The 19,539-nt window shown below is 61.4% G+C and carries 22 protein-coding genes and 1 tRNA gene; 10 read left to right on the forward strand and 13 right to left on the reverse strand.

Annotation, left to right across the window (positions count from 1 at the left end; translation table 11 throughout):
* From ACO06R_RS06265 to ACO06R_RS06275, 3 genes are read right to left on the reverse strand one after another with little or no spacing between them, the layout of a single operon-like run.
* Positions 1-1,323 (reverse strand): TRAP transporter large permease, encoded by a 1,323-nt coding sequence (locus ACO06R_RS06265; protein ID WP_421857023.1) that lies wholly within the window; start codon positions 1,321-1,323, stop codon positions 1-3.
* Entirely contained in the window at positions 1,313-1,861 is a 549-nt protein-coding gene (locus tag ACO06R_RS06270) for a TRAP transporter small permease subunit (RefSeq protein ID WP_421857020.1), read from the reverse strand. The genes ACO06R_RS06265 and ACO06R_RS06270 overlap by 11 nt, the downstream gene beginning before the upstream one ends.
* Positions 1,858-2,634 (reverse strand): N-formylglutamate amidohydrolase, encoded by a 777-nt coding sequence (locus ACO06R_RS06275; RefSeq protein WP_421857437.1) that lies wholly within the window; start codon positions 2,632-2,634, stop codon positions 1,858-1,860. The genes ACO06R_RS06270 and ACO06R_RS06275 overlap by 4 nt, the downstream gene beginning before the upstream one ends.
* Before the next feature lie 106 nt (positions 2,635-2,740).
* On the opposite strand from ACO06R_RS06275, the gene ACO06R_RS06280 reads away from it, so the two are divergent.
* Positions 2,741-3,610 (forward strand): MurR/RpiR family transcriptional regulator, encoded by an 870-nt coding sequence (locus ACO06R_RS06280; RefSeq protein WP_421857439.1) that lies wholly within the window; start codon positions 2,741-2,743, stop codon positions 3,608-3,610.
* 203 nt (positions 3,611-3,813) lie between these two features.
* On the opposite strand, the gene ACO06R_RS06285 is transcribed toward ACO06R_RS06280, so the two are convergent.
* The 4 genes from ACO06R_RS06285 to ACO06R_RS06300 form a co-directional block, all read right to left on the reverse strand.
* Positions 3,814-4,662: an ABC transporter permease gene (locus tag ACO06R_RS06285; protein WP_421857441.1), complete on the reverse strand. Its 849-nt coding sequence runs from the start codon at positions 4,660-4,662 to the stop codon at positions 3,814-3,816.
* Between the two features lie 10 nt (positions 4,663-4,672).
* On the reverse strand, positions 4,673-5,530 hold the full coding sequence (locus ACO06R_RS06290; protein ID WP_421857443.1) for an ABC transporter permease: 858 nt from the start codon (positions 5,528-5,530) through the stop codon (positions 4,673-4,675).
* Positions 5,527-6,633: an ABC transporter ATP-binding protein gene (locus ACO06R_RS06295; protein WP_421857445.1), complete on the reverse strand. Its 1,107-nt coding sequence runs from the start codon at positions 6,631-6,633 to the stop codon at positions 5,527-5,529. The genes ACO06R_RS06290 and ACO06R_RS06295 overlap by 4 nt, the downstream gene beginning before the upstream one ends.
* A 67-nt stretch (positions 6,634-6,700) precedes the next feature.
* Positions 6,701-7,774 (reverse strand): extracellular solute-binding protein, encoded by a 1,074-nt coding sequence (locus ACO06R_RS06300; RefSeq protein WP_421857446.1) that lies wholly within the window; start codon positions 7,772-7,774, stop codon positions 6,701-6,703.
* 382 nt (positions 7,775-8,156) lie between these two features.
* Here ACO06R_RS06300 and ACO06R_RS06305 point away from each other — a divergent pair, with 382 nt between their 5' ends.
* Entirely contained in the window at positions 8,157-9,062 is a 906-nt protein-coding gene (locus ACO06R_RS06305; RefSeq protein ID WP_421857448.1) for a LysR substrate-binding domain-containing protein, read from the forward strand.
* Between the two features lie 9 nt (positions 9,063-9,071).
* On the opposite strand, the gene ACO06R_RS06310 is transcribed toward ACO06R_RS06305, so the two are convergent.
* Positions 9,072-9,482 (reverse strand): hypothetical protein, encoded by a 411-nt coding sequence (locus ACO06R_RS06310; protein ID WP_421857450.1) that lies wholly within the window; start codon positions 9,480-9,482, stop codon positions 9,072-9,074.
* A 1,079-nt stretch (positions 9,483-10,561) separates the two neighbouring features.
* On the opposite strand from ACO06R_RS06310, the gene ACO06R_RS06315 reads away from it, so the two are divergent.
* Together ACO06R_RS06315 and ACO06R_RS06320 are read left to right on the forward strand one after the other, a co-directional pair.
* Entirely contained in the window at positions 10,562-10,744 is a 183-nt protein-coding gene (locus ACO06R_RS06315; RefSeq protein WP_421857451.1) for a hypothetical protein, read from the forward strand.
* A gap of 234 nt (positions 10,745-10,978) precedes the next feature.
* Positions 10,979-11,245 carry a hypothetical protein gene (locus tag ACO06R_RS06320; protein WP_421857453.1) on the forward strand — a complete coding sequence of 89 codons (267 nt, stop codon included), beginning with the start codon at positions 10,979-10,981 and terminating at the stop codon, positions 11,243-11,245.
* Between the two features lie 203 nt (positions 11,246-11,448).
* Here the strand turns inward: ACO06R_RS06320 and ACO06R_RS06325 are convergent, their stop codons facing one another.
* Entirely contained in the window at positions 11,449-12,906 is a 1,458-nt protein-coding gene (locus tag ACO06R_RS06325) for a hypothetical protein (RefSeq protein ID WP_421857455.1), read from the reverse strand.
* A gap of 232 nt (positions 12,907-13,138) precedes the next feature.
* Between ACO06R_RS06325 and ACO06R_RS06330 the strand changes: the two genes are divergently transcribed.
* From ACO06R_RS06330 to ACO06R_RS06340, 3 genes are read left to right on the forward strand one after another with little or no spacing between them, the layout of a single operon-like run.
* Positions 13,139-13,303 carry a hypothetical protein gene (locus tag ACO06R_RS06330; RefSeq protein ID WP_421857457.1) on the forward strand — a complete coding sequence of 55 codons (165 nt, stop codon included), beginning with the start codon at positions 13,139-13,141 and terminating at the stop codon, positions 13,301-13,303.
* Positions 13,304-13,307: 4 nt separating this feature from the next.
* A complete protein-coding gene (locus ACO06R_RS06335; protein ID WP_421857459.1) occupies positions 13,308-13,655 on the forward strand; it encodes a hypothetical protein in 348 nt (115 codons plus the stop codon).
* Between the two features lie 4 nt (positions 13,656-13,659).
* Entirely contained in the window at positions 13,660-14,133 is a 474-nt protein-coding gene (locus ACO06R_RS06340; RefSeq protein WP_421857461.1) for a hypothetical protein, read from the forward strand.
* A 76-nt stretch (positions 14,134-14,209) separates the two neighbouring features.
* On the opposite strand, the gene ACO06R_RS06345 is transcribed toward ACO06R_RS06340, so the two are convergent.
* A tRNA-Met gene (locus ACO06R_RS06345) sits at positions 14,210-14,286 on the reverse strand.
* 160 nt (positions 14,287-14,446) lie between these two features.
* On the opposite strand from ACO06R_RS06345, the gene ACO06R_RS06350 reads away from it, so the two are divergent.
* Positions 14,447-15,409: a Gfo/Idh/MocA family protein gene (locus ACO06R_RS06350; protein ID WP_421857463.1), complete on the forward strand. Its 963-nt coding sequence runs from the start codon at positions 14,447-14,449 to the stop codon at positions 15,407-15,409.
* A gap of 173 nt (positions 15,410-15,582) precedes the next feature.
* Entirely contained in the window at positions 15,583-16,728 is a 1,146-nt protein-coding gene (locus ACO06R_RS06355) for a DegT/DnrJ/EryC1/StrS family aminotransferase (RefSeq protein WP_421857464.1), read from the forward strand.
* Positions 16,729-16,746: 18 nt separating this feature from the next.
* On the opposite strand, the gene mnmA is transcribed toward ACO06R_RS06355, so the two are convergent.
* Entirely contained in the window at positions 16,747-17,931 is a 1,185-nt protein-coding gene (gene mnmA, locus ACO06R_RS06360) for a tRNA 2-thiouridine(34) synthase MnmA (protein ID WP_421857466.1), read from the reverse strand.
* 188 nt (positions 17,932-18,119) lie between these two features.
* Here mnmA and ACO06R_RS06365 point away from each other — a divergent pair, with 188 nt between their 5' ends.
* Entirely contained in the window at positions 18,120-18,395 is a 276-nt protein-coding gene (locus tag ACO06R_RS06365; protein WP_131567411.1) for a DUF1153 domain-containing protein, read from the forward strand.
* An 18-nt stretch (positions 18,396-18,413) separates the two neighbouring features.
* Here the strand turns inward: ACO06R_RS06365 and ACO06R_RS06370 are convergent, their stop codons facing one another.
* Both ACO06R_RS06370 and ACO06R_RS06375 read right to left on the reverse strand, forming a co-directional pair.
* Positions 18,414-18,857 (reverse strand): paraquat-inducible protein A, encoded by a 444-nt coding sequence (locus ACO06R_RS06370; RefSeq protein ID WP_421857468.1) that lies wholly within the window; start codon positions 18,855-18,857, stop codon positions 18,414-18,416.
* 58 nt (positions 18,858-18,915) lie between these two features.
* Positions 18,916-19,302 carry a flagellar export protein FliJ gene (locus ACO06R_RS06375; protein WP_421857470.1) on the reverse strand — a complete coding sequence of 129 codons (387 nt, stop codon included), beginning with the start codon at positions 19,300-19,302 and terminating at the stop codon, positions 18,916-18,918.
* Positions 19,303-19,539 lie beyond the last annotated feature (237 nt).

A 19,539-nucleotide genomic window follows, 5' to 3' on the forward strand; every position in this document is an offset into this window, starting at 1 on the left:
TTATTTCCCGTAGACGTAGTTTGGGAGCCACAGTGCGATCTGGGGGAATGTCATGACGAGTGCGAGCGCGAGGATCATGACGCCGACGAATGGTATGATGGAGGTGTAGATGTCTTTGAGCGTCACCTCTGGCGGCGCCATGGCGCGCATCAGGAACAGGTTGTAGCCGAAGGGCGGCGTCATGTAGGCGATCTGGGTGGTGATCGTGTAGAGCACGCCGTACCAGATCAGGTCGAAGCCGAGTATCTTGACCAGCGGCACGTAGAGCGGCGCGACGATCACCAGCATGGCGGTGTCGTCGAGGAACGTGCCCATCAGGATGAACGACAGCTGCATCAGGATCAGGATCATCCACGGGTCGAGGCCGAGCTGCTCGGTGAACAGGTTGTCGATGGCGCGCACCGCGCCGAGCCCGTCGAACACCGCCCCGAAGCCGAGCGCGGCCAGGATGATCCACATGAACATGCAGGAGATGGCCAGCGTCTGGCGGGTGCAGGTCTCGAACACCTTGAGCGTCATGCGCCGCGTGACGATGGCGGCCGCCAGCGCCGTCATCGCGCCGATGGCCGAACTCTCCACCAGGCTGGTCCAGCCATTGATGAACGGCACCATCATCGCCGCGAAGATGCCGAGCGGCAGCGCCCCGGCGCGCAACAGGCGCAGTTTCTCGGCCATCGGCACGTTGCGCTCTTCCGCCGGCAGGGCCGGGCCCAGATGGCGCTGGATGCGGCAGCGGATGGCGATGTAGAGAATGAACATGCCCGCCATCATCAGCCCCGGCACAACCCCGGCCAGCCACAATTGGCCGACCGGCTGGCGGGCGATCATCGCATACAGCACCAGCACCACCGACGGCGGCACCAGGATGCCGAGCGAGGAGCCGGCCTGGATCACGCCGGTCACCATCTGCTTGTCATAGCCGCGCCGCAGCAGTTCCGGCAGCGCGATGGTCGCGCCGATCGCCATGCCGGCCACCGACAGCCCGTTCATCGCCGAGATCAGCACCATCAGCCCGATCGTGCCGATCGCCAGCCCGCCATTGATCGGCCCCATCCAGACATGGAACATCCGGTAGAGATCGTCGGCCAGCCGACTTTCCGACAGCACGTAGCCCATGAAGATGAACATCGGCAGCGTCAGCATCGGATACCACTTCATCAGCTTCATCGCCGACGAGAACGGTATGTCGTGGCCGCCGGTGCCCCACAGCGTCAACGCGGCGATCGCCGCCACCGCGCCGATGGCGCCGAACACGCGCTGCCCGGTCAACAGCATCAGCATCATCGATGCGAACATGACGATGGCGATGGCCTCATACGACATTGGGCGTCTCCGGATCGGAAGGGGTGTCGGCAAGCGCGATGCCGGCCAGCTTGGCGATGTCCTTCAAGAGCTCGGAGACCGCCTGCAGCAGCATCAGCAAGATGCCGATGACCATGATGGTCTTGACCGGCCACAGAAGCGGCCGCCACAGAGACGGGCTGCGCTCGTTGTATTGCAGCGAATAGGCCAGCGAATCGTAGCCGCCCCACAACAGCACGGCGAGATAGAAGATCAGAAGGCAGACGGTGAACGCATCGAACCAGGTCTTGCGGCGGTCCGACCAGTTCGAATACAGCAGGTCCATGCGCACATGCGAGCCGAGCTGCATCGAATAGGGCCCGCCGAGCAGGTAGTAGGCGACCAGCGCATATTGCGCCATCTCAAGCGTCCAGAACGCAGGCACCACATAGACCGCCTTGGAGATCGACGACCACAGCAGGATCGCAACCATCAAAAACAGGCCGAACATCACAACCCGGCCGATCCAGTAGTTCAATCCGTCAACAACCCGAACATAACGACGCAGAAGAAAAATCATGACGCGGCCCTCGTTTCGAGGCTGTTCAGGGTCGCAACGATCCAGTCGTCGAACAGGTCCGCCATCGCGGCCTGGCGTTTCGGCGTGTCGATCAGGTCGTTGCGGATTTCGATCATCACGTTCAGCAAGCCGTTGGCGACGCCGTGCCGGTTAAGCGTGTGGTCGACACCGTCCCCCGGTCCATAGGGTTCATTCAGCCGGGTGACATGGCTGTTGGTACGCGGCGAGGCGGCGAGCATTGCGCGGGCGAAGCGCGGATCGTCGCCATGCAGGATGCCGATTTCGACTTCGCGGCGGTCGCCCCGGTAGACCGGCGTGAAGCTGTGCACGGTGACAAGGACGCGAAGTTGCGGGTTTGCGGCGATCTCGGCGGCCAGGGTCCGGCAGAACGGCTCGTAAACGTGTTCGATTCGGGCTTTACGCTGCGCTGCATCGAGATCGCGGTTTCCCGGAATGTCGTGGATCTCGCTGCGTGACGGGATGGCGTCAGTGGCTTCCGGCGGCCGGTTGCAGTCATAGACAAGGCGGGACACTCCGCCGCTGACGAGAGGCGCGGCGAGGCGGTCGGCCAGGGCTTCTGCGACACCGAGCGCGCCGGGGTCCCAGGCAATGTGGCTGTGCAGCAGTTCGCCGGGCAGCCCGAGCGACTGAAGGAACGCTGGCATGCGCGCAGACGCGTGTTCGCAAACGACGAGGAAGGGCGAGGCAGCGGAAGCCGGCCGCACATGCGCGGCGGAACCGAAGTCGACTGTCTGGTGGTCTTGCCGTGTCATTCGAAAAACTTTCTTCATGTCGATGTCGCCTGTCAACTCCTCTTCTGAAGAATTTGCTTCACCTCTGATTTTCATGTAAAAAATCGTTCCCACAGACGAGGTAGCGATGCGGCAGGCAGCGACGGTATCGGAGGCAATCCAGGCGCGGCTCGGCGAGTTGACGCGTGCGGAACGGCAATTGGCGGACGCTATCCTCGACAATTATCCCGTTTCGGGGCTGGGCAGCATCACCGAACTGGCCGAGCGCGCGTCCGTGTCGACGCCGACCGTCGCCCGCATGGTTCAGAAGCTCGGTTTTTCAGGTTATCCGGAGTTCCAGGCTGCGCTGCGCGACGAGTTGAAAGCAGTTGTTTCAAACCCGATCATCAAGCGCGAAACTTGGGTGCATGACGTGCCCGAAGAGCATGTGCTGAACCGCTATGCGCTGGCGACGATCGACAATGTGCGGCGTACGCTGGAACACATCGATCCGACGCAGTTCGATGCGTTTTGCCGCGCCGTCGCCGACACCGGCCGGCGCTTGCATATCGCCGGCGGACGGTTGTCGGGTACACTGGCGCACTACTTCTTTCTGCACCTGCAGATGATCCGGCCGGATGTGTTCCTCGTCCCGTCGCAGGCCAGCGCCTGGCCGCATCACATGCTCGATATTGGCGAAGGCGACATGATCATCGCCTTCGATGTACGGCGTTACGAGAGTTCGACCCTGATGATGGCCGAAATGGCGCATGAACGCGGCGCCGATGTGGTGCTGTTCACCGACCAGTGGCGATCGCCGATCGACCGGGTCGCCAAATACAGCTTCGCGGCGCGGATCGCCGTGCCTTCCGCCTGGGATTCAGGAATGGCGACGCTGCTGCTTGCCGAATGCGCGATTGCCGCCGTTCAGGAACTGCGCTGGGACAGCGTCAAGAAGCGAACGGATGAACTGGAAGCGGCCTTCGACCGGACGCGGCTGTTCAGGAAGTTTACCTGATCCGGAAGCGCGCCAGTCTGCGGGGTCGGTGACGCGGTTGCTCTGTCTGCCGGATTCCGCCGCAACCGCCGGCCGGTCCAGCGAGAAGGGCCGGCTGGGTTTCTGCGGGATCAGCAGAAGAAAGAATTTCGCGTCATTCAGGTTCATCGGTTCGTTTCTGAAGACCTCTCAAGAAGCATCTGGCCTATCCGGTTCGCAAGGCATCACCGACGCTGCAACGCGATCATGATCAGCGCGAGCACGCTCGACCCCACCATCAGCAGCAGCGAGACAGCGTTCAGGAGCGGCGTCGAACCCTCCTTCAGCCGGTCGAACATGGCGATGGTCAGGGGCGCGTCGGAGCCGACCAGCATCAATGTGGTATTGAAATTCTCGAAGCTCATCAGAAACGCGACGATGAAGGCGCCGAGCAATGCGGGCAGCAGATAGGGCAGGGTGATCGTGCGCACCGCAGTGAGCCTGCTGGCGCCGAGATTCATCGCGGCCTCTTCAAGCGTCTGATCGAACCCTTTCAGTCGCGCCGAAACGACGAGGGTTGCCATGGTCGCGATGAACGAGAACTGGCCGAGAACAACGAGCAGGACGCCTGGCCGCAGCGCCTCGATCTCCCATTGCATGCCGTCCCAGGCCGCATTGGCCATGGTCGAGGAAAACACCAGGATCGAGATGCCGAGGACAATGCCTGGAATGACAAGCGGCAGCAGCATCAGGAAATAGAGGATGCTCTTGCCGGGAAAGTCGTGGCGGTTGAACAGGAAGGCATTGGTGGTCGCGACCGCGACCGACAGTGTCGACACGCAGGCGCCGACAAAAATCGAGGTGCCAATGGCGCGCAGGATGGGGCGTTCGTGGAAGACGCCGATCATCGGGCGCTCGTCGCCGAAGAACCAGTTCCAGGTGAATCCTTGCCAGGGCAGTGCGGGGAACTGGCTGTCGTTGAACGCGAATACGGCGACGACGGTCAGCGGCAGCGCGAGGTAAAGGAAGAACAACGTTACATAGGCGTTGTAGATCCAGTCGACCGTTCGGTTGTGCGGGATTGTCGGGAGCATGACCGGCGTCCTATCCCATCGTCTTCTGAAGGGTCTGGCCGGACAGCCGCAGCGCGCCCCAGATGATCGCCGTCGACAGGAACAGCAGCATGAAGCCGAAGGCGGCGCCGAGTTCCCAGTTGAAGCGAACGATGAACTGCGAGTAGATCAGTTCGGTGAACCAAAGGCTGTCCTTGCCGCCCAGCATGATCGGCGTCAGGTAGTTGCCGAGCGTCAGCATGAACACCACGATGCAGCCCGACACGATACCGGGCATGGCGTGCGGGACGACGATTTCGCGCAGGATTGACGGGCCGGTGCCACCGAGATCGTAACCCGCCTCGATGACTGCATTGTCGAGACTGTCGAGCGTGGTTACCAGCGGCACGACCATGAACAGCATGGATGTGTAGACCAGACCGATCATGATGGCGACGTCGTTATAGAGCATTTCGACAGGCCCTGCCGCCAGGCCGGACCATTGCAGGAACGACGAGATGACACCGGTTTCGCGCAGCAGGATCATCCAGCCGAATGTGCGCACCAGTTCCGAGACCCAGAACGGCACGAGGCAGAGCACAAACAGGATCGAGCGCATCCGGCCGCGGGCTATCTTTGCGATGTAGTAGGCGACGGGAAATCCGACGATCAGGGTCAACGCGGTCGCGAGAATCGACATGACGGCCGTGCGCGCAAACGTCATGAGATAGAGCGGTTCTTCAAAGAAGGACCAGTAGTTGGCGAAACTCGTCGTGTATTGGCGCACCCCCACGCGCTCCTGCAGGGACAGCAGGGCGAGGTCGATCTGCGGGATCAGGACGAGCAGGAGCAGCCACAGCACAATCGGCGCGAGCAGCAGGTAGAAGCCGAGCGAGCGCTGCGCCGTCATGCGTCAGCCTCCGCTGCAAATACGTTGCATTGCTCGGCCGACCAGCCGATGTGAACGGACTGGCCGATCGCCAGGCTGTGGTATTCGCCCGACTGCGGCAGGCTGACGTCGATCGGCTTGAGCCCGCCGGCAACACTGACCTGAACCCGGCTGGCGGCGCCGTTGAACAGGATCTGCTCGACGGTTCCCGACCGCCGATTGTCGAAGTGTTCGAGTTCGGCTGGTGAGTAGGCGAGCCGGATGGCTTCCGGTCGCACGAACACCCGTGCCGGATCGAACTGGCCCAGCGTCCTGCCATGCAGTGCGCCGCGGACCGTTGTTTCCGGCGAAACCTCGATCTCGGCGAATCCGCCCTCGGCGCGCGCGACCTGGCCGCTCCAGGCGTTCGCATCGCCGACGAAGCCGGCAACGAAAGCCGTCTGCGGGCGGTAGTAGAGATCCTGCGCGCTGCCGGTCTGCTCGAAACGCCCGTTGTTCATGACAGCGATCGCATCCGACATGACCAGCGCCTCGCCCTGGTCGTGGGTGATATAGACAAATGTGGTCTCGAAGGCGGCCTGGAGCTTCTTCAGTTCGACTTTCATCTGCTCGCGCAGCTTGAGGTCGAGCGCGCCGAGCGGCTCGTCGAGAAGCAGGACGTCCGGCTCCAGCACCATGCAGCGGGCAATCGCCACGCGCTGCTTCTGGCCGCCGGAGAGTTCGTCGATCTTGCGCGGGCCGATACCGGGGAGGCCGATGCGATCGAGCGCCTCGTCCACCTTGCGTGCAATATCCGCCCGGCCCATGCCCTGGCGCCGCAAGCCGTAGCCGATGTTGTCGGCGACATTCATCATCGGAAACAGCGCGAGATGCTGGAAGACCATGTTGACGGGGCGTCGGTTGGGCGGAACGTCGAGAACCGACTTGCCCTTGATGGCAATGTCGCCCGATGTCGGCTCGAGGAAGCCTGCGACCATGCGCATGATCGTCGTCTTGCCGCAGCCGGACGGGCCAAGGATCGAGAAGAAGGAGCCCGCGGGCACTTCGAAGTTGACGTGATCGACGGCCAGCGCATCGCCGAAAGCCTTGGTGAGATCGGAGCAGCGTAGATCGGGAGCGGGCATTCTCGGTTCCTGTCGAATACAGAAACCCCCGCCCGTGGGCGGGGGTTTCCGAACAATGTAAAGGCGCTTAGTTGGCCGCCTTGACGCGGTCGAGCACGGCGCCTTCAATTGCCTCGAGACCAGCCGGCACCGTCGGGTACCAGTTGATGTTGTCGACATCGGCCGGCGGGAAGGACTTCTGGTACTTGACCTTCAGTTCTTCGGAGACCATCGCGTCGGCGCCCTTGGAGGCGGTGAAGTTGCCGGCAACATCGGTGATCATCGCGGCGATATCCGGACGCATCACGAAGTTGATCCAGGCGTAGGCCGCATCGTCAGCCTTGCCCTTTGCCGGCAGGGCGAAGGTGTCGATCCAGCCGAGCGCGCCCGACGACGGAGCGACGAAGGTGACTTCCGGCTTCTCGGAGTTGAGTTTCCAGCCGCCGGTGTCCCAGGCCATCGACGCAACAACTTCGCCGGAGCGCAGCAGGTTCATCAGCTCGTCGCCACCGCCCCAATAGGCTTTGACGTTGGCCTTGCACTCGATCAGCTTGGCTTCGACCTTGGACATGATTTCCTTGTAGGCATCCTCGTCGCCATAAGCGGCGAACGGATCCATGCCCATGGAGAATGCGAAACCGATCAGGGTCGGGCGCTTCAGGCGATAGGAAACCTTGCCGGCGAACTCATCCGAGCAAAGATCGACATAGTCCTTGACCGCGCCGGCCATGTTGGTGTCGAGGACGAGACCCGAAGTGCCCCAAACGTGCGGGACGCCGTAGACATCGCCGCCGATCATGGTGTTGCCCTTGGTGGCGTCGAGCATCGAAGTGATGAACTGCGAGGTGTCGATCTTCGACATGTCGATCGGCTTGTAGATGCCGAACTCTTCCTGCGGGCCGGCGATGCGGTCCTGGCTCGGTTGGGCGAGGTCGAAGCCGCCGCCGCCGGTGGCGCGGAGCTTGGCGATCATCTCTTCGTTGTTGGATTTCGTGACTTCAACCGTGTGGCCGGTCTCTTTCTCGAACAGTTCGATGACGGCTTCGGGCGCGTAGCCGCCCCAGGTGAGCAGCCGCAGCGTGTCGGCGTTGGCGCCTTGCGCGGCGACCATGGTGATGACCGCGGCTGCGGCCGAGGCTTTGAGCGTGGAACGAGAAACCATGATGACTCCTATCTGTGAAACACGGTTTTGGATCTGGTGTATCAGTTGGCGCTCCTTGACCGTCTTTGCAGCAAAGCAGGGCGGTACCGGAGTCTTATTGTTGTTTCTTTCGCGCTGTCTCGCCTTGGGGAAGCATACATCTTTTCGGGGTGCATTGTCCGCCGACAATTGCCGGAACCGGCGCGCGGTTCGTTACCGCTGGCGCGTGGCATCTACTTCCCTTTTTGGTCCCGCCTCCCTCAGAGCTATCCCGGATGCGTTCAATCGCTGTCAGCAGCTAAAAGCATTCCAACTCATAATTCAAGTGACATTTCATTGACTTATATATAACACAACATTATGATTACTGTCTGATCGGCAAACATGCTGCGGAGAAGCCGGAATGAGAGAGCACCTGCGGATCAGGCAGTTGGAGGCCTTGGATGCGGTCGCCAGGACCGGCAACATCACCCGCGCCGCCGCGATGCTCGGCGTTTCGCAGCCAGCCGCCAGCCGGTTATTGTCGGATCTCGCCAAGGATCTCGGCTTCAGGCTGTATCATCGCATGGATGGGCGTCTGGTGCTTTCGGCCGAAGCGCGTCACCTGCTGCCGGAAATCCGCCGCGTGCTGGAATCGATGGACTACATCGCCCAGGTCGGCCGCAACATTCCCGCCCGCAAGGCCGGGCATTTGCGGGTCGCCTGCCTGCCCGGATTTGCGGTGTGCCATCTGCCGGGCGTCATCGCCGCGTTTTTGACTGACAGGCCCGACGTGACGGTGACCATCGAGCCGGACCGCCCCGAGCGGATCCTGGAATGGATCATCGGCGAACAATATGATTGCGGGATCACCGACGATTTCACGGGGCACCCGGCGATCGAGGATCAGGGGATTTCAATCCGGTCAGTGTGCATCTTTCCGAAGGGCCACAGGCTTGAGGCCAACGCGGTGATCACCCCCGACGATCTTGCCGGCGAAAAGTTCATCCACGACACGATCGACAGCACCTATTACCGGGGCGTCGCCGAGGCGTTCGCGCAGACCGGCAAGACGATCGAGGCGCTGGTCGAGACGCGGCAGTTTACCTGCGCGTGCGAACTGGTGTGCCTGGGAACCGGCGTGTCCGTGGTCAGCGAACTCGATGCCCGCAGCTACCAGCATCGCGGGTTGAGCTTCCGGCCGTTCGTTCCCAACGTTCCGCACAAGCTCTCGCTCGTGCGGCCGATCCATCAACCGCCGTCGCTCCTGACCCTCGACTTTCTCGAAGCCTTCGAGAACAGTCTTTTCGATTATCGCTGCGACTTGTGATTGGCCGGCTCACGGCTCCGGGCAGGACAGGTCGCTGCGGTCGCTGCGGCCCTGGATCTCGAAACAGCTCATCTTGATATGGTGGATGTCGACGCCTGACGGGGTGCGGTGATAAAGCTTCGTCGTCGGGTCCATGCCCGGCGTGCCGCCGCAATCCCAGGCCGCGACCACGCTTTCGGCTGGTTCCAGATAGGTGATGCACATCGAATTGATGCCGACATCTACCGTGCCGGCGACATGGTGCGGATTGCCGCAACTGTCGTTGTAGGGCACGTTGCCGCCGGTTAGTTGCGGCAGCCGGACGACGAAATTGTCGTCGTGAACGGCGCATTTGGCGCCCGCCGCCTGCGCCGCGCCGGCAAGCCCGGCCGAAACCGCGAGCGCAACGGCCAGCCGCAAACCGGATGATGAAACCTGCATGGTGAAACCTTCCCTTTCGAAACGTCGAAACGCTAGCATTCATGGCATGTGATGCAAGCGTTCTCTTACGTCAGGAGAGGTCGGGCCTCGGATGTCGGTTTCGCCCGATCCCGCCGGCGGTCGCTGCGACCCTTCAACAGGCCACCTGCATCGGATTTGCTTCTGCGAACCGGCCGCTCGCCGCCGGCAGGGAGAGGGCGCGCGTCACTACCGCCGCGCCCTGTTTTTTCGGGGCCGGATTGTTCAAAGTCTTTTTCCTGCTCGCGATAAGCTTTCCCGGTCTGGCTGCGCCAGCCGGGGCATCGCGAGTGGAAGACGGGCGGTCAAAGCATCGCAACGTCTTTTGAGTATAGCGATCCTCGGACCGCCCGCTCGGTGGTCTTGCAGCTTCGGTCGGCGGCCCGGAACTCTGTCCGGGAAAACAAGACTGCGCGCGCCGCTTCATGCCGCCCTGACTTGGGGGTTCATCACCCAGTGACACACCTCTGCGCCACCAGCCAGGCACCGTCCCTTTCCCCGTGAGCCGGTGTGCACGCCGGGCTTCCGCGAAAGGGCAGGATGAAGTGTAAGGGAGGTTTTGGGAGGGGTGGACAAGTTTTTTGGCGCGCGTGGACTATGGGATTGAATTTGTTGGATAAACGCAAAAACGGGCGATAAACTTGTGCAACGGGAGGGGTCGCGTATCTCCCCCCTTGCGGGGGAGAAAGCAAAAACCTGGGCTTGGCTTGCCAAGTCCTTGGTTTTTGCCAGAGAGGGGCTCGCGATGTTGAAGAAAACACCAGGGTCTCAGACCTCGGCGCATTGCCCCTCTCTTGCGATTTCTAACACTTAGCTGGCGCTAAGATGTTGAAATCACTTTCTCCCCCGCAAGGGGGGAGATACGGCGCCGCTTCATGCCGCCCTGCCGTGGGGGTTCATCACCCAGCGATACACCTCTGCACCGCCCGGCAGGCACCGTCCCTCTCTCCATCAGCCGGTGTGCACGACAGACTTCCGTGAGAAGGCAGGATGAAGTGTAAGGGAGGTTTTGGGAGGGGTGGATATGTTTTTGGTGGGGGGGATTGTTAGCGGCGCGGTTGATGGCGACCCGGTGCACGCTGGTCGGGGCGGCGATCATCGTGTCGGCCGCGATCTACACGATCTGGCGCGAGCGCCAGCGGCGGTCGGAACTGGTGCGCTCGCCGGAGGGCGCGACCTGTCGAACTGACCCGGAGAGCGCGGCGCGGCAATGGGTGGTGTGCCGGGGGTGGGGCTGGCGGTAGGGCTGTTGTCGATCCTAGCGCAAGAAGTCCTGTTTGCGCTTGAATGTGTCGGGAACTGGGTGCTGCAGCGGTGCGCCGCGTTAGAAAAGCTGTGGGAGCTACGTGCAATTATGGTGCTGGGTGATTGGATCAGTTGGAGAGAAGGAGGGTCGGAATATCTGTTTAGGTGAATACCCTCTACGCCGGTTTCCGGTTGCTGTCGCGCCGTCGCGATTTGGGCCGGATCATCTCCCGGTGGTGATCGACGGCGCTACGATCGGCCACGCGGCCGACCGTCGCCGCGTACCCCAAATCTCGACATGGAAAGAGATCGGAAAGGCGCTGATGCGCGGCAGGGCGAAGCGGGACGATAGCGGCGTTATCCGGCTGTTCGATGAAACGCTAGGCATGTTTCTAGTTCTCGATCCGCCGGCGGCCGGCCGGTACTGGAGCTTGCGCACGATCTTTAAAAGCTCGCGCGGTCGCCGCTATTTTGAGAACCAGATCGGAAAAGAGATGTGATTTGCGGGTGGAGGGCCGCTACGTCCCTCGCCAACCAGATGTGGCCGAGCGGAGCCCGAAGGCTATGATTCACCCGCCGTACCCGATTAGCCGAAAGAACGTAAAAACTCAATATTGAGGCGACGAGCAACCGTTCTAAGCTCGGAAACTATTGACCGGAACAGAAGATGACAGCGGCGCATTCAGACCGCCGACTTCGCCTGCTACCCTTTGCCATCGTGCGTCGCTCCAATCCGCTTCATCAAGTATTCCATGACGGGATTTGGATGGCGCTCTTCATCGCTTGTTTTTTCGAGGCGATTGGCTGGATTGAACGTAAGCTCGAAAAAAGTCGCCGCTGCGATCTCATCCTTATACTGCTCCGCCTGCTTCTTGAAACCCTCAACAGACGAGGCAACGGAGAGCTTATACACGTAGTGCTCTTTGAGCTTAAACAGGGATGCATAGCGGCTTGCCGCGAATTTTGTCAGCCACGCGCCGGGCAGTAGCAGCAATGCGCGAGCGGCAATCTGACCGATCAATTCTGACGCGCTCGCGGCTTCTGCCGCCTCCGTTGCCTCCGGCCCCGTGAAATACTCCCCAAGACCCGGAATGATGTATAGTGCTAAAGGGACGACCGAAATGAAGAGGAATCCAATTGCGACATAGAAGCCAGCTCGTGCCCACAATAGCTCCTTATTAAGGTCGTCTCTGTGCTTTCCAAAAGAGCTGGCCAGACCGGCGACGGTAGCGCCAGACAGCATTGCCTCAGCCCTCTGGTTTAAGCCCTCTATCTCTGTCTGAATCTCTTCGACTCTTGTGATTAACTTGTTTTGTCGTTCTGTACCTGTCGAAAGCGCATTCTCCCGTTGTTTCAGTTGTTTCTGGAAGTTCTCGAAGGCGGCCTTGTAGCTCTCCACCTCGCTTTGCAGCTGCTCTGCCTGCTCTTTCGTGGATCTGATAGAACTAACCGATTGAGTGGCTTCACCGGCATATTCAGATAATGTCGTACGATCCCGTGCACCCTCGGTCTGGAGTCGTTCGATCTCTTCTCTGAGCTTCGTACCTTGTTGTTCGAGCTGGATTAACTGATCATGAGACGTGCGGGCCTGTTTGGCTATTTTCGAAAGTTCTCCCTCGTGTGTCTTGGCTTGCTTCGTAGCGGCTTTAAACGACTGAAGCAGCGGCGTGAAATCGGCTTGCCCCTTGATGTCGATTGCGAACAGTAGTGGATAGAGCGAAATTAGAGCCGACTCTGTCTCGTTCCATAGATTCTGAGCTTGTCCCGCGAGCTTAAATGTGGCTTGGCTGTTCGCGCTCGTCAGGACCCCGTTTTCTAAATCTAGCTGGCCTACACCGCCATTGTCCTGGACGTTTCTTAAGCCGGTCGAAATCTGACCATATCGGTTGACGATCGTATCGAGTGAATTGGCAACGTGGTCGACGTACTCCTGCGGGACAAGTAAGGCGTCTTTTTTGGCCTTCGCCCCCCCAAGCATCTCGCAGACTGCGATAATCCTCGCATCAGCGTCGGTAAACGATAAAGCTCTGTCACCGTAGCCATGCGCCAGATCATACTGATTCTCGTCCGCGTCCTTGACCGCACGAAGCGCATCGATTGCAGCTTGGCGCTCGTCCATTAGCCGCTTAATCTTTTCGTCGAGTACAGCAAGTTCTGCCATTTCGATCCTCACGGGATTTTTCTGTACCAGTAGCAATAGCTACACTCCTCCACATTGCATGGAGGGAGAACTGAACAACTTATGCTTCAAATAGCCCTGCCTACAACTACTTCTCGCTATCGGCTCTGTTTATGATAATTTTTTCTGAAGTCGGGTCCGTGCTGTGGCGCGAATGGCGCGCTACTGGATCGGCTGGTGCGAAAACCGGTGCAACCGAGGAGATGAAGTCGAGATGCGTTTGAAGTCTGCCGCCCTGGTCTCGGCTAGCCGCGCGCTCGCCGACATCGTTATCGACGGTCTCGGCGGATTTGAGATGAAGCAGAAACCGACGATCATCCCGCCTGCCCGGTCCACTGACCCGGCCAGCTTGCCAAGCCCGTCGGATCGGGCAGAATAGGCCGATGACAATCAGAGCGCCCAAATATCCCGGAGGTCATGACGATCGCGAGATCGACGGTCAGGAAGCTTTGGAGCCGGCCTTCCTTACAATTGTTGATGATCTCGAAAACACGGGTTGCGCTGCCGAGGAGGCGGCGGAGGCCGTTCTTCAGGCATCGTTCTCCATGGATGATGACAGTCTACTCGCAGAGCGCCTGAGGTCGCTTGCCGCCTGGGCGGTTCACGCCGGCTGGTACGACGCCGAGGCGCGCAGCGCGATTAGGCAGCTCGCTACCCACAGGGCCATCAGCTTCAAAGTGCCCGAAGACGCCGAACAACGGGTGTCCGCACTACTTAAAACCTTGCACTGAGACGATGCCCCGCGAACGCCTTCGAAAAATCATCGAGTCCGTAAAGGCTTGGCACAGCGACCGGATGCTTGTGCGCCTCTTCAATGCAGATGAAGAGGGAATTAAAGGGGAAACGAAAACGATCTTTGAGGAAGCTAAGCTCGTCTCCGATTTCGTTGGTATGATCGTGCGCTTCACCTTCATTGTCTTCGGGACCGGCTATTTTTTTGCCAAGCTCGCTTCTGCCGAGGGCTATTTAGGACGCGCGATCAATTTCGCCTGCTGGGGCGTCTTCCTGATGCTGGCGATCGCGCTCGGCTCGCGAATCGTGGCGGTGGTCTTAACCTATCTCGCCGTCGACATGGCCCACACCAAGTCGCGGTCGGGGAAGCTGTTAGTGTTTGTTTGTTCCGTAATTCTAGCATCTGCCGTCTACCTCGGCATCTACGGTCTTGCGAAGGACCTAGCTGCTGCGAGCAGCGTTATCCCGAAGGTGTAGGCGTTAAAACTGGGGTAAAACCGTCTGGCAAAAACGGCAAAACCGCGCGGCGCGCTACAATTTCGCTCGCGAAACTTGGTAGCGGAGGAGGGACTTGAACCCCCGACACGCGGATTATGATTCCGCTGCTCTAACCGACTGAGCTACTCCGCCAACGCGGCCACAAATAGCCGAAGCGTGAAGACGCGCGGATATAAGGTGCGGGCCGTCTGGCTGTCAAGCGGCGATCGGCGTGCGCCAGCCTTGTTTTCGCGCCGCAAAACCGCTTAAAGGCGGCGACACTCGCCACGCCCTGCCGAAAGCGCCGCCCACCATGAATGCCGACACGCCATCCAGCCTGAAAATCGCCGTGATCGGCTGCGGCTATTGGGGCGCCAACCATGTGCGCACGCTTGGCGAATTGGGGGTTCTGGCCGCCGTCGCCGACCTCGATCTGGCGCGTGCGGCCGAGCTTGCCGCGCCGTTCGGCGCGAAGGCATGCGCGCCCGACGACGTGTTCGCCGATCCGGCCATCGACGCCGTGGTGCTGGCGCTGCCGGCGCAATTGCACGCACAATTCGCGCTGCGCGCACTCGCCGACGAAAAGCATGTCTTTGTCGAGAAACCTTTGGCGCTGTCATCGGCCGATGCGGCGCATGTGGCCGACATGGCGGCGACGGCCGGCCGGGTGCTGATGACCGGGCATATCCTGCGCTTTCACAATGCCTTCGTGGCACTGCAGGAGATAGTCGCGTCCGGGGCGCTCGGCGAGATCAAGTATGTGCAGAGCCACCGGCTCGGCTTCGGCAAGTTCCACGCGCAATTCGATGCGCTGTGGGACCTCGCGCCGCACGATATCTCGCTGATCCTGACGCTGACCGGCAGCGAGCCGGAGCGGGTGACCGGCATCCGCCGCGACGTCTCGGTCGGCTCGACGGATTTCGCCCATGTGCACATGGATTTCGCCAATGGCATGGGCGCGCATGTGCATGTGTCGCGCCACAGCCCGTATCGCGAGCGCCGGTTTGCGGTGATCGGGTCGGACGGGATGGCGGTGTGGGACGATTTCCTCGACTGGCCGCAAAAGCTCGCCATCTGCCGCCAGCGCATCGACCGAAACGACACGGGCTTCGAATTTGCGCTGTCGGAAGCCGACTATGTTCCACTCGAGGCAAACATGGCGCTGACCGACGAGTTGCGGCATTTCATCTCTTGCATCGAAAGCGGTGACGTGCCGCATACCGACGGCCGGCAGGGGGTGGCGGTGCTGCGCGTGCTGGAGGCAGCGGGGCGCTGACGCTTCATTTCGCGGGCCAGAAATGACTGCGAGAACCGATCACCGAGCATTACAGCGGGTGCGGTGGATTGATTTCGTTACGCTTTACGGGGTCGCGATATCACGTTATGCGCGAAGTGGGCGAGAGGTTCGTGCGTCTGGCATATCGCGGGCGCGGCCAATCCGGGGACAGCATGCAATTTATCGATCTTGGCGCTCAGCGCGCCCGCATTGAAGACGAAATCCAGACGGCAATCGCGAAAGTCGTGTCGAGCGGCGCATTCATTCTCGGCCCGCAGGTGGCCGAATTCGAACGCCGGCTGGCCGATTACCTGGGCGTGAAACACGTGATCGGGTGTGCCAGCGGCACCGACGCGCTGCTGATCCCGCTGATGGCCAAGGGCATCGGGCCGGGCGACGCGGTGTTCGTGCCGAGCTTCACCTTCGCCTCGACGGCGGAAGTGGTGGCGCTGGCCGGCGCGGAGCCGGTCTTCGTCGATATCGAGGCCGACACCTACAACATGGACCCGGCCTCGCTGGAAGCGGCGATCGCCATGATCGTGGCCGAGGGCCGGCTTTCGCCCAAGGCGGTGATCCCGGTCGACCTGTTCGGCCTTGCCGCCGATTACGCGGCAATCGGGCCGATCGCCAGGAAACACGGGCTGTTCGTCATTTCGGATGCGGCGCAGTCGATCGGCGGGGCTGCCGGCGAGACACGCTGCGGCGCGTTCGGCGATGTCGCGGCGACCAGCTTCTACCCGGCCAAGCCACTCGGCTGCTACGGCGATGGCGGCGCGGTGATGACCGACGACGCGGACCTTGCCGAGGTGATGCGCTCGGTCGCCTTCCACGGCAAGGGCGCCAGCCAGTACGACAATGTGCGCATCGGCCTGACCTCGCGGCTCGACACCATCCAGGCGGCGATCCTGATCGAGAAGCTGGCGATCCTCGAAGACGAGATGGAAGCGCGGCGGCGCGTCGCCGAGCGCTACCATGCGGGCCTCGCCGACTATGTGATGGCGGCGGCCAACCGGGCGGGTTCGCCCTCGGCCTGGGCGCAATACGCCATCGAACTGCCGGAGCGTGACGCATTGCAGGCGCATCTGAAGTCGCAGGGCATTCCGTCGGTGATCTACTACGTCAAGCCGCTGCACCGGCAGACCGCCTATGAGCGGTTTCCGGTCGCGCCCGGCGGGCTGCCGGTCACCGACGCCAAGCCGAAGTCGATCCTGTGCCTGCCAATGCATCCCTATCTGAGCGAGGCCGACCAGGACCGCGTGATCGGTGAGATCCGCGAATTCGTGTTGGCCAGCCCGACCCGCATCTTCGCGGCCGAGTAGGCTCAGCCCGGAAGCGGCCTAGCCGGTTCCGGCGAGTTCCATTTCGAGGTTCTTGAGCATGCGCTCGGCTTCGGGCGCGCGTTCGGTGCGGTCGATGAAGCCGCCGCCGAGCACGCGCGCGCCGGCGCCGGCATTGTCGTAGAGCACGCAGGCCTGGCCCGGTGCGACACCGGCCTCGCCGTCGGGCAGTTCGACACGGGCCGCGCCGTTTTCAAAGACGATGCGCGCGGCGGTGGGCGGACGGGTGGATCGGACGCGCGCCATAACATCGAGGCCGGCGGCGCCGATCTCGTCAAGCGGCGTGTCGCCGAGCCAGTTTACTTCGCGCAGATGCACGATGCGGGTGTCGAGCGCGGCGCGCGGGCCGACGATGACGCGGCGGGTGCGCGCGTCAAGCTTGACGACATAGAGCGGCTCGCCGGTGGCCACGCCGAGGCCCTTGCGCTGGCCGATGGTGAAATGAAGGATGCCGGCGTGGCGGCCGAGCACGCGGCCGTCGATATGCACGATATCGCCGGAAAGCGCAGAATCGGGCCTGAGCCTGGTGATAACCTCGGCATAATTGCCGTTCGGCACGAAACAGATGTCCTGGCTGTCCGGCTTGCCGGCCACTTCAAGCCCCATCTCGGCGGCCAGTTCGCGGGTGCGGTCCTTGGTCAGCGCGCCGAGCGGGAAGCGCAGGAAGTCGACCTGCTCCCGGGTGGTGGCGAACAGGAAGTAGCTTTGGTCGCGGTCGGCGTCGGCGGGCCGGTAGAGAATGCGGCGGCCGTTCTCGATGCGCGAGCCGATATAGTGGCCGGTCGCCAACACGTCGGCGTTGAGCTCGCGGGCGGTGCGTAGCAGATCGGCGAACTTGACGGTTTGGTTGCAGGCCACGCAGGGGATCGGCGTCTCGCCGGCGAGGTAGGAATCGGCGAAATTGTCGATCACCGCCTCGCGGAAGCGGCTCTCATAATCGAGCACGTAATGCGGAATGCCCAGTGTTTCGCAGACGCGGCGCGCATCGTCGATGTCCTGGCCGGCGCAGCACGAGCCGGTCCTGCGGACAGCCTCGCCGTGGTCATAGAGCTGTAGGGTGATACCGATGACCTCGTAGCCCGCAGCATGCAACATGCCCGCGACAACGGACGAATCGACGCCGCCCGACATGGCAACGACCACGCGGGTGTCTTCTGGACGCTTGTCGATATCGAGCGAGTTCATGGTTCGGGCCCGGCTGGCAAAGCACGCATATAACGCCAAGCCGCCGGCGATTCCAGTGTGCGGCGACCATGCAGCGGTTACCCGCGATTCACGGAGATTACCAAATTGCTACCCGGCCTTTAGGCGTTTCTTAAAGCTGTGGCCGTAATGTGGCGACGTTGATTGGTCTTGAATGTGTAGTGAGTGCAATGACCGAGCAGATCCGACCACGCGTCAAATATGTGATCGGGCCAGATGGAAGCCCTTTGACGATCAATGATCTTCCGCCTGCCTCGACGCGGCGATGGGTCATCCGCCGCAAGGCCGAGGTTGTTGCAGCCGTTCGCGGCGGGCTCCTCAGCCTGGAAGAGGCATGCCAGCGCTATACGCTGACCGTCGAAGAGTATCTCTCCTGGCAGGCGTCGATCGACGAGCATGGGCTTGCCGGCCTGCGCACGACCCGCATCCAGCAATACCGGCACTGATCCCGTTTCAGACGGCGCTCATTTCAGCAGCGCCGTAGCAACCGCCGTCGTCATTACCGAACCGGCATAAAACCAGAGCCCGATCTGCGTAAATGCATCGGCCAGACCTGTCGTCTTGGCCGCGAAGATCACCAGCGCCACCAAAAGCACGTCCATCATCGACCATTTGGAAACGATGCCGAGCAGCGCGCGCAACCGCGCACCGGCTTCCGGCCGGGCGCTTTCGGCGGCGAGCAGCGCGTGGGCGGCGAGGATCTTGAAGGCGGGAAAGACGATCGAGAACAAACCGACGGCGGCTGCCAGCAGGGCATCGCCCGACGACCACAGTTCCGCGACGATTTCGATCAGCGACGGTGTTTCGGAAAAAAAGACAAGCCGTTCAAAGCGCAACAGCGGCTGGGTAATGCCGAGCGCGAAGAAGAACGCCGAAGCGGCGAGAAGGGCCGAAGTGAAAAAGCGCATGCGCGCACCTAGCGATGCGCATCGCCGATAGCAAGGCGAGGCCGACTGACCGGCGGTGTCAGCCGATCATCGCGCTGCGATTGCCGGCTGCTTCAACGCCAGTCTCCGGGCCGCGCGCCTCACGCACTTCCAGCCGCTCGGCCTTCTGCAGTTCGGCTTCGGCTTCCATCAGATCGGCTTCCGCAGTTTCCTTCTGCTGACGCAGGTCGCGGATGGAGACCTCGAGATTGTCGCGGCGGGTGCGGGCGGCCTTGGCGAAGGTCGGATAAGCGAAGTGATTCTGGTCGGTTATGCCGGCTTTCTTCTCTTCTGCCTGGATCTGGGCCTCGAGTTCGCCGGCCATTCGCTCAAACTCTGCGATCATGGTGTCGAGCTGCATCACCTGCCGATGCTTCTCCGCTACCTTGAACTGGCGAAGCCGGATCATGTTGTCCTTCGGTTTCATACGCACAACTCCAAAAAAACCTACGCGGCAAGTGACGCGAAAGGATGTTCGTGCATCCTCTTAACGATTCGTATCCACACCGACGGAAAAGTCGTGTTGGTAACGCTTCGTTTACGTCCTGCGTTAATGATAGGGCGTAACCTTTAAGGCAGGGTAAATCGCAAACGCTGTCGAAGGTGCCGGAATTGATGAGTCTAATGAGTCTGTTGGACGGGTTTCTTCAAGTGAAGTGTCCGG

The organism is Oricola sp. (assembly GCF_965230365.1).
In the GTDB taxonomy this organism is placed as follows: domain Bacteria; phylum Pseudomonadota; class Alphaproteobacteria; order Rhizobiales; family Rhizobiaceae; genus Oricola.

Coding starts and splice junctions, on each gene's coding strand:
- ACO06R_RS06370 (WP_421857468.1), bottom strand. CDS start 18,857: ATGCGCTTTTTCACTTCGGCCCTTCTCGCCGCTTCGGCGTTCTTCTTC.
- ACO06R_RS06335 (WP_421857459.1), top strand. CDS start 13,308: ATGACAATCAGAGCGCCCAAATATCCCGGAGGTCATGACGATCGCGAG.
- ACO06R_RS06295 (WP_421857445.1), bottom strand. CDS start 6,633: ATGCCCGCTCCCGATCTACGCTGCTCCGATCTCACCAAGGCTTTCGGC.
- ACO06R_RS06275 (WP_421857437.1), bottom strand. CDS start 2,634: ATGACACGGCAAGACCACCAGACAGTCGACTTCGGTTCCGCCGCGCAT.
- ACO06R_RS06325 (WP_421857455.1), bottom strand. CDS start 12,906: ATGGCAGAACTTGCTGTACTCGACGAAAAGATTAAGCGGCTAATGGAC.
- ACO06R_RS06315 (WP_421857451.1), top strand. CDS start 10,562: ATGGCGACCCGGTGCACGCTGGTCGGGGCGGCGATCATCGTGTCGGCC.
- ACO06R_RS06285 (WP_421857441.1), bottom strand. CDS start 4,662: ATGCTCCCGACAATCCCGCACAACCGAACGGTCGACTGGATCTACAAC.
- ACO06R_RS06270 (WP_421857020.1), bottom strand. CDS start 1,861: ATGATTTTTCTTCTGCGTCGTTATGTTCGGGTTGTTGACGGATTGAAC.
- ACO06R_RS06355 (WP_421857464.1), top strand. CDS start 15,583: ATGCAATTTATCGATCTTGGCGCTCAGCGCGCCCGCATTGAAGACGAA.
- mnmA (WP_421857466.1), bottom strand. CDS start 17,931: ATGAACTCGCTCGATATCGACAAGCGTCCAGAAGACACCCGCGTGGTC.
- ACO06R_RS06365 (WP_131567411.1), top strand. CDS start 18,120: ATGACCGAGCAGATCCGACCACGCGTCAAATATGTGATCGGGCCAGAT.
- ACO06R_RS06310 (WP_421857450.1), bottom strand. CDS start 9,482: ATGCAGGTTTCATCATCCGGTTTGCGGCTGGCCGTTGCGCTCGCGGTT.
- ACO06R_RS06265 (WP_421857023.1), bottom strand. CDS start 1,323: ATGTCGTATGAGGCCATCGCCATCGTCATGTTCGCATCGATGATGCTG.
- ACO06R_RS06340 (WP_421857461.1), top strand. CDS start 13,660: ATGCCCCGCGAACGCCTTCGAAAAATCATCGAGTCCGTAAAGGCTTGG.
- ACO06R_RS06350 (WP_421857463.1), top strand. CDS start 14,447: ATGAATGCCGACACGCCATCCAGCCTGAAAATCGCCGTGATCGGCTGC.
- ACO06R_RS06375 (WP_421857470.1), bottom strand. CDS start 19,302: ATGAAACCGAAGGACAACATGATCCGGCTTCGCCAGTTCAAGGTAGCG.
- ACO06R_RS06280 (WP_421857439.1), top strand. CDS start 2,741: ATGCGGCAGGCAGCGACGGTATCGGAGGCAATCCAGGCGCGGCTCGGC.
- ACO06R_RS06290 (WP_421857443.1), bottom strand. CDS start 5,530: ATGACGGCGCAGCGCTCGCTCGGCTTCTACCTGCTGCTCGCGCCGATT.
- ACO06R_RS06305 (WP_421857448.1), top strand. CDS start 8,157: ATGAGAGAGCACCTGCGGATCAGGCAGTTGGAGGCCTTGGATGCGGTC.
- ACO06R_RS06330 (WP_421857457.1), top strand. CDS start 13,139: ATGCGTTTGAAGTCTGCCGCCCTGGTCTCGGCTAGCCGCGCGCTCGCC.
- ACO06R_RS06300 (WP_421857446.1), bottom strand. CDS start 7,774: ATGGTTTCTCGTTCCACGCTCAAAGCCTCGGCCGCAGCCGCGGTCATC.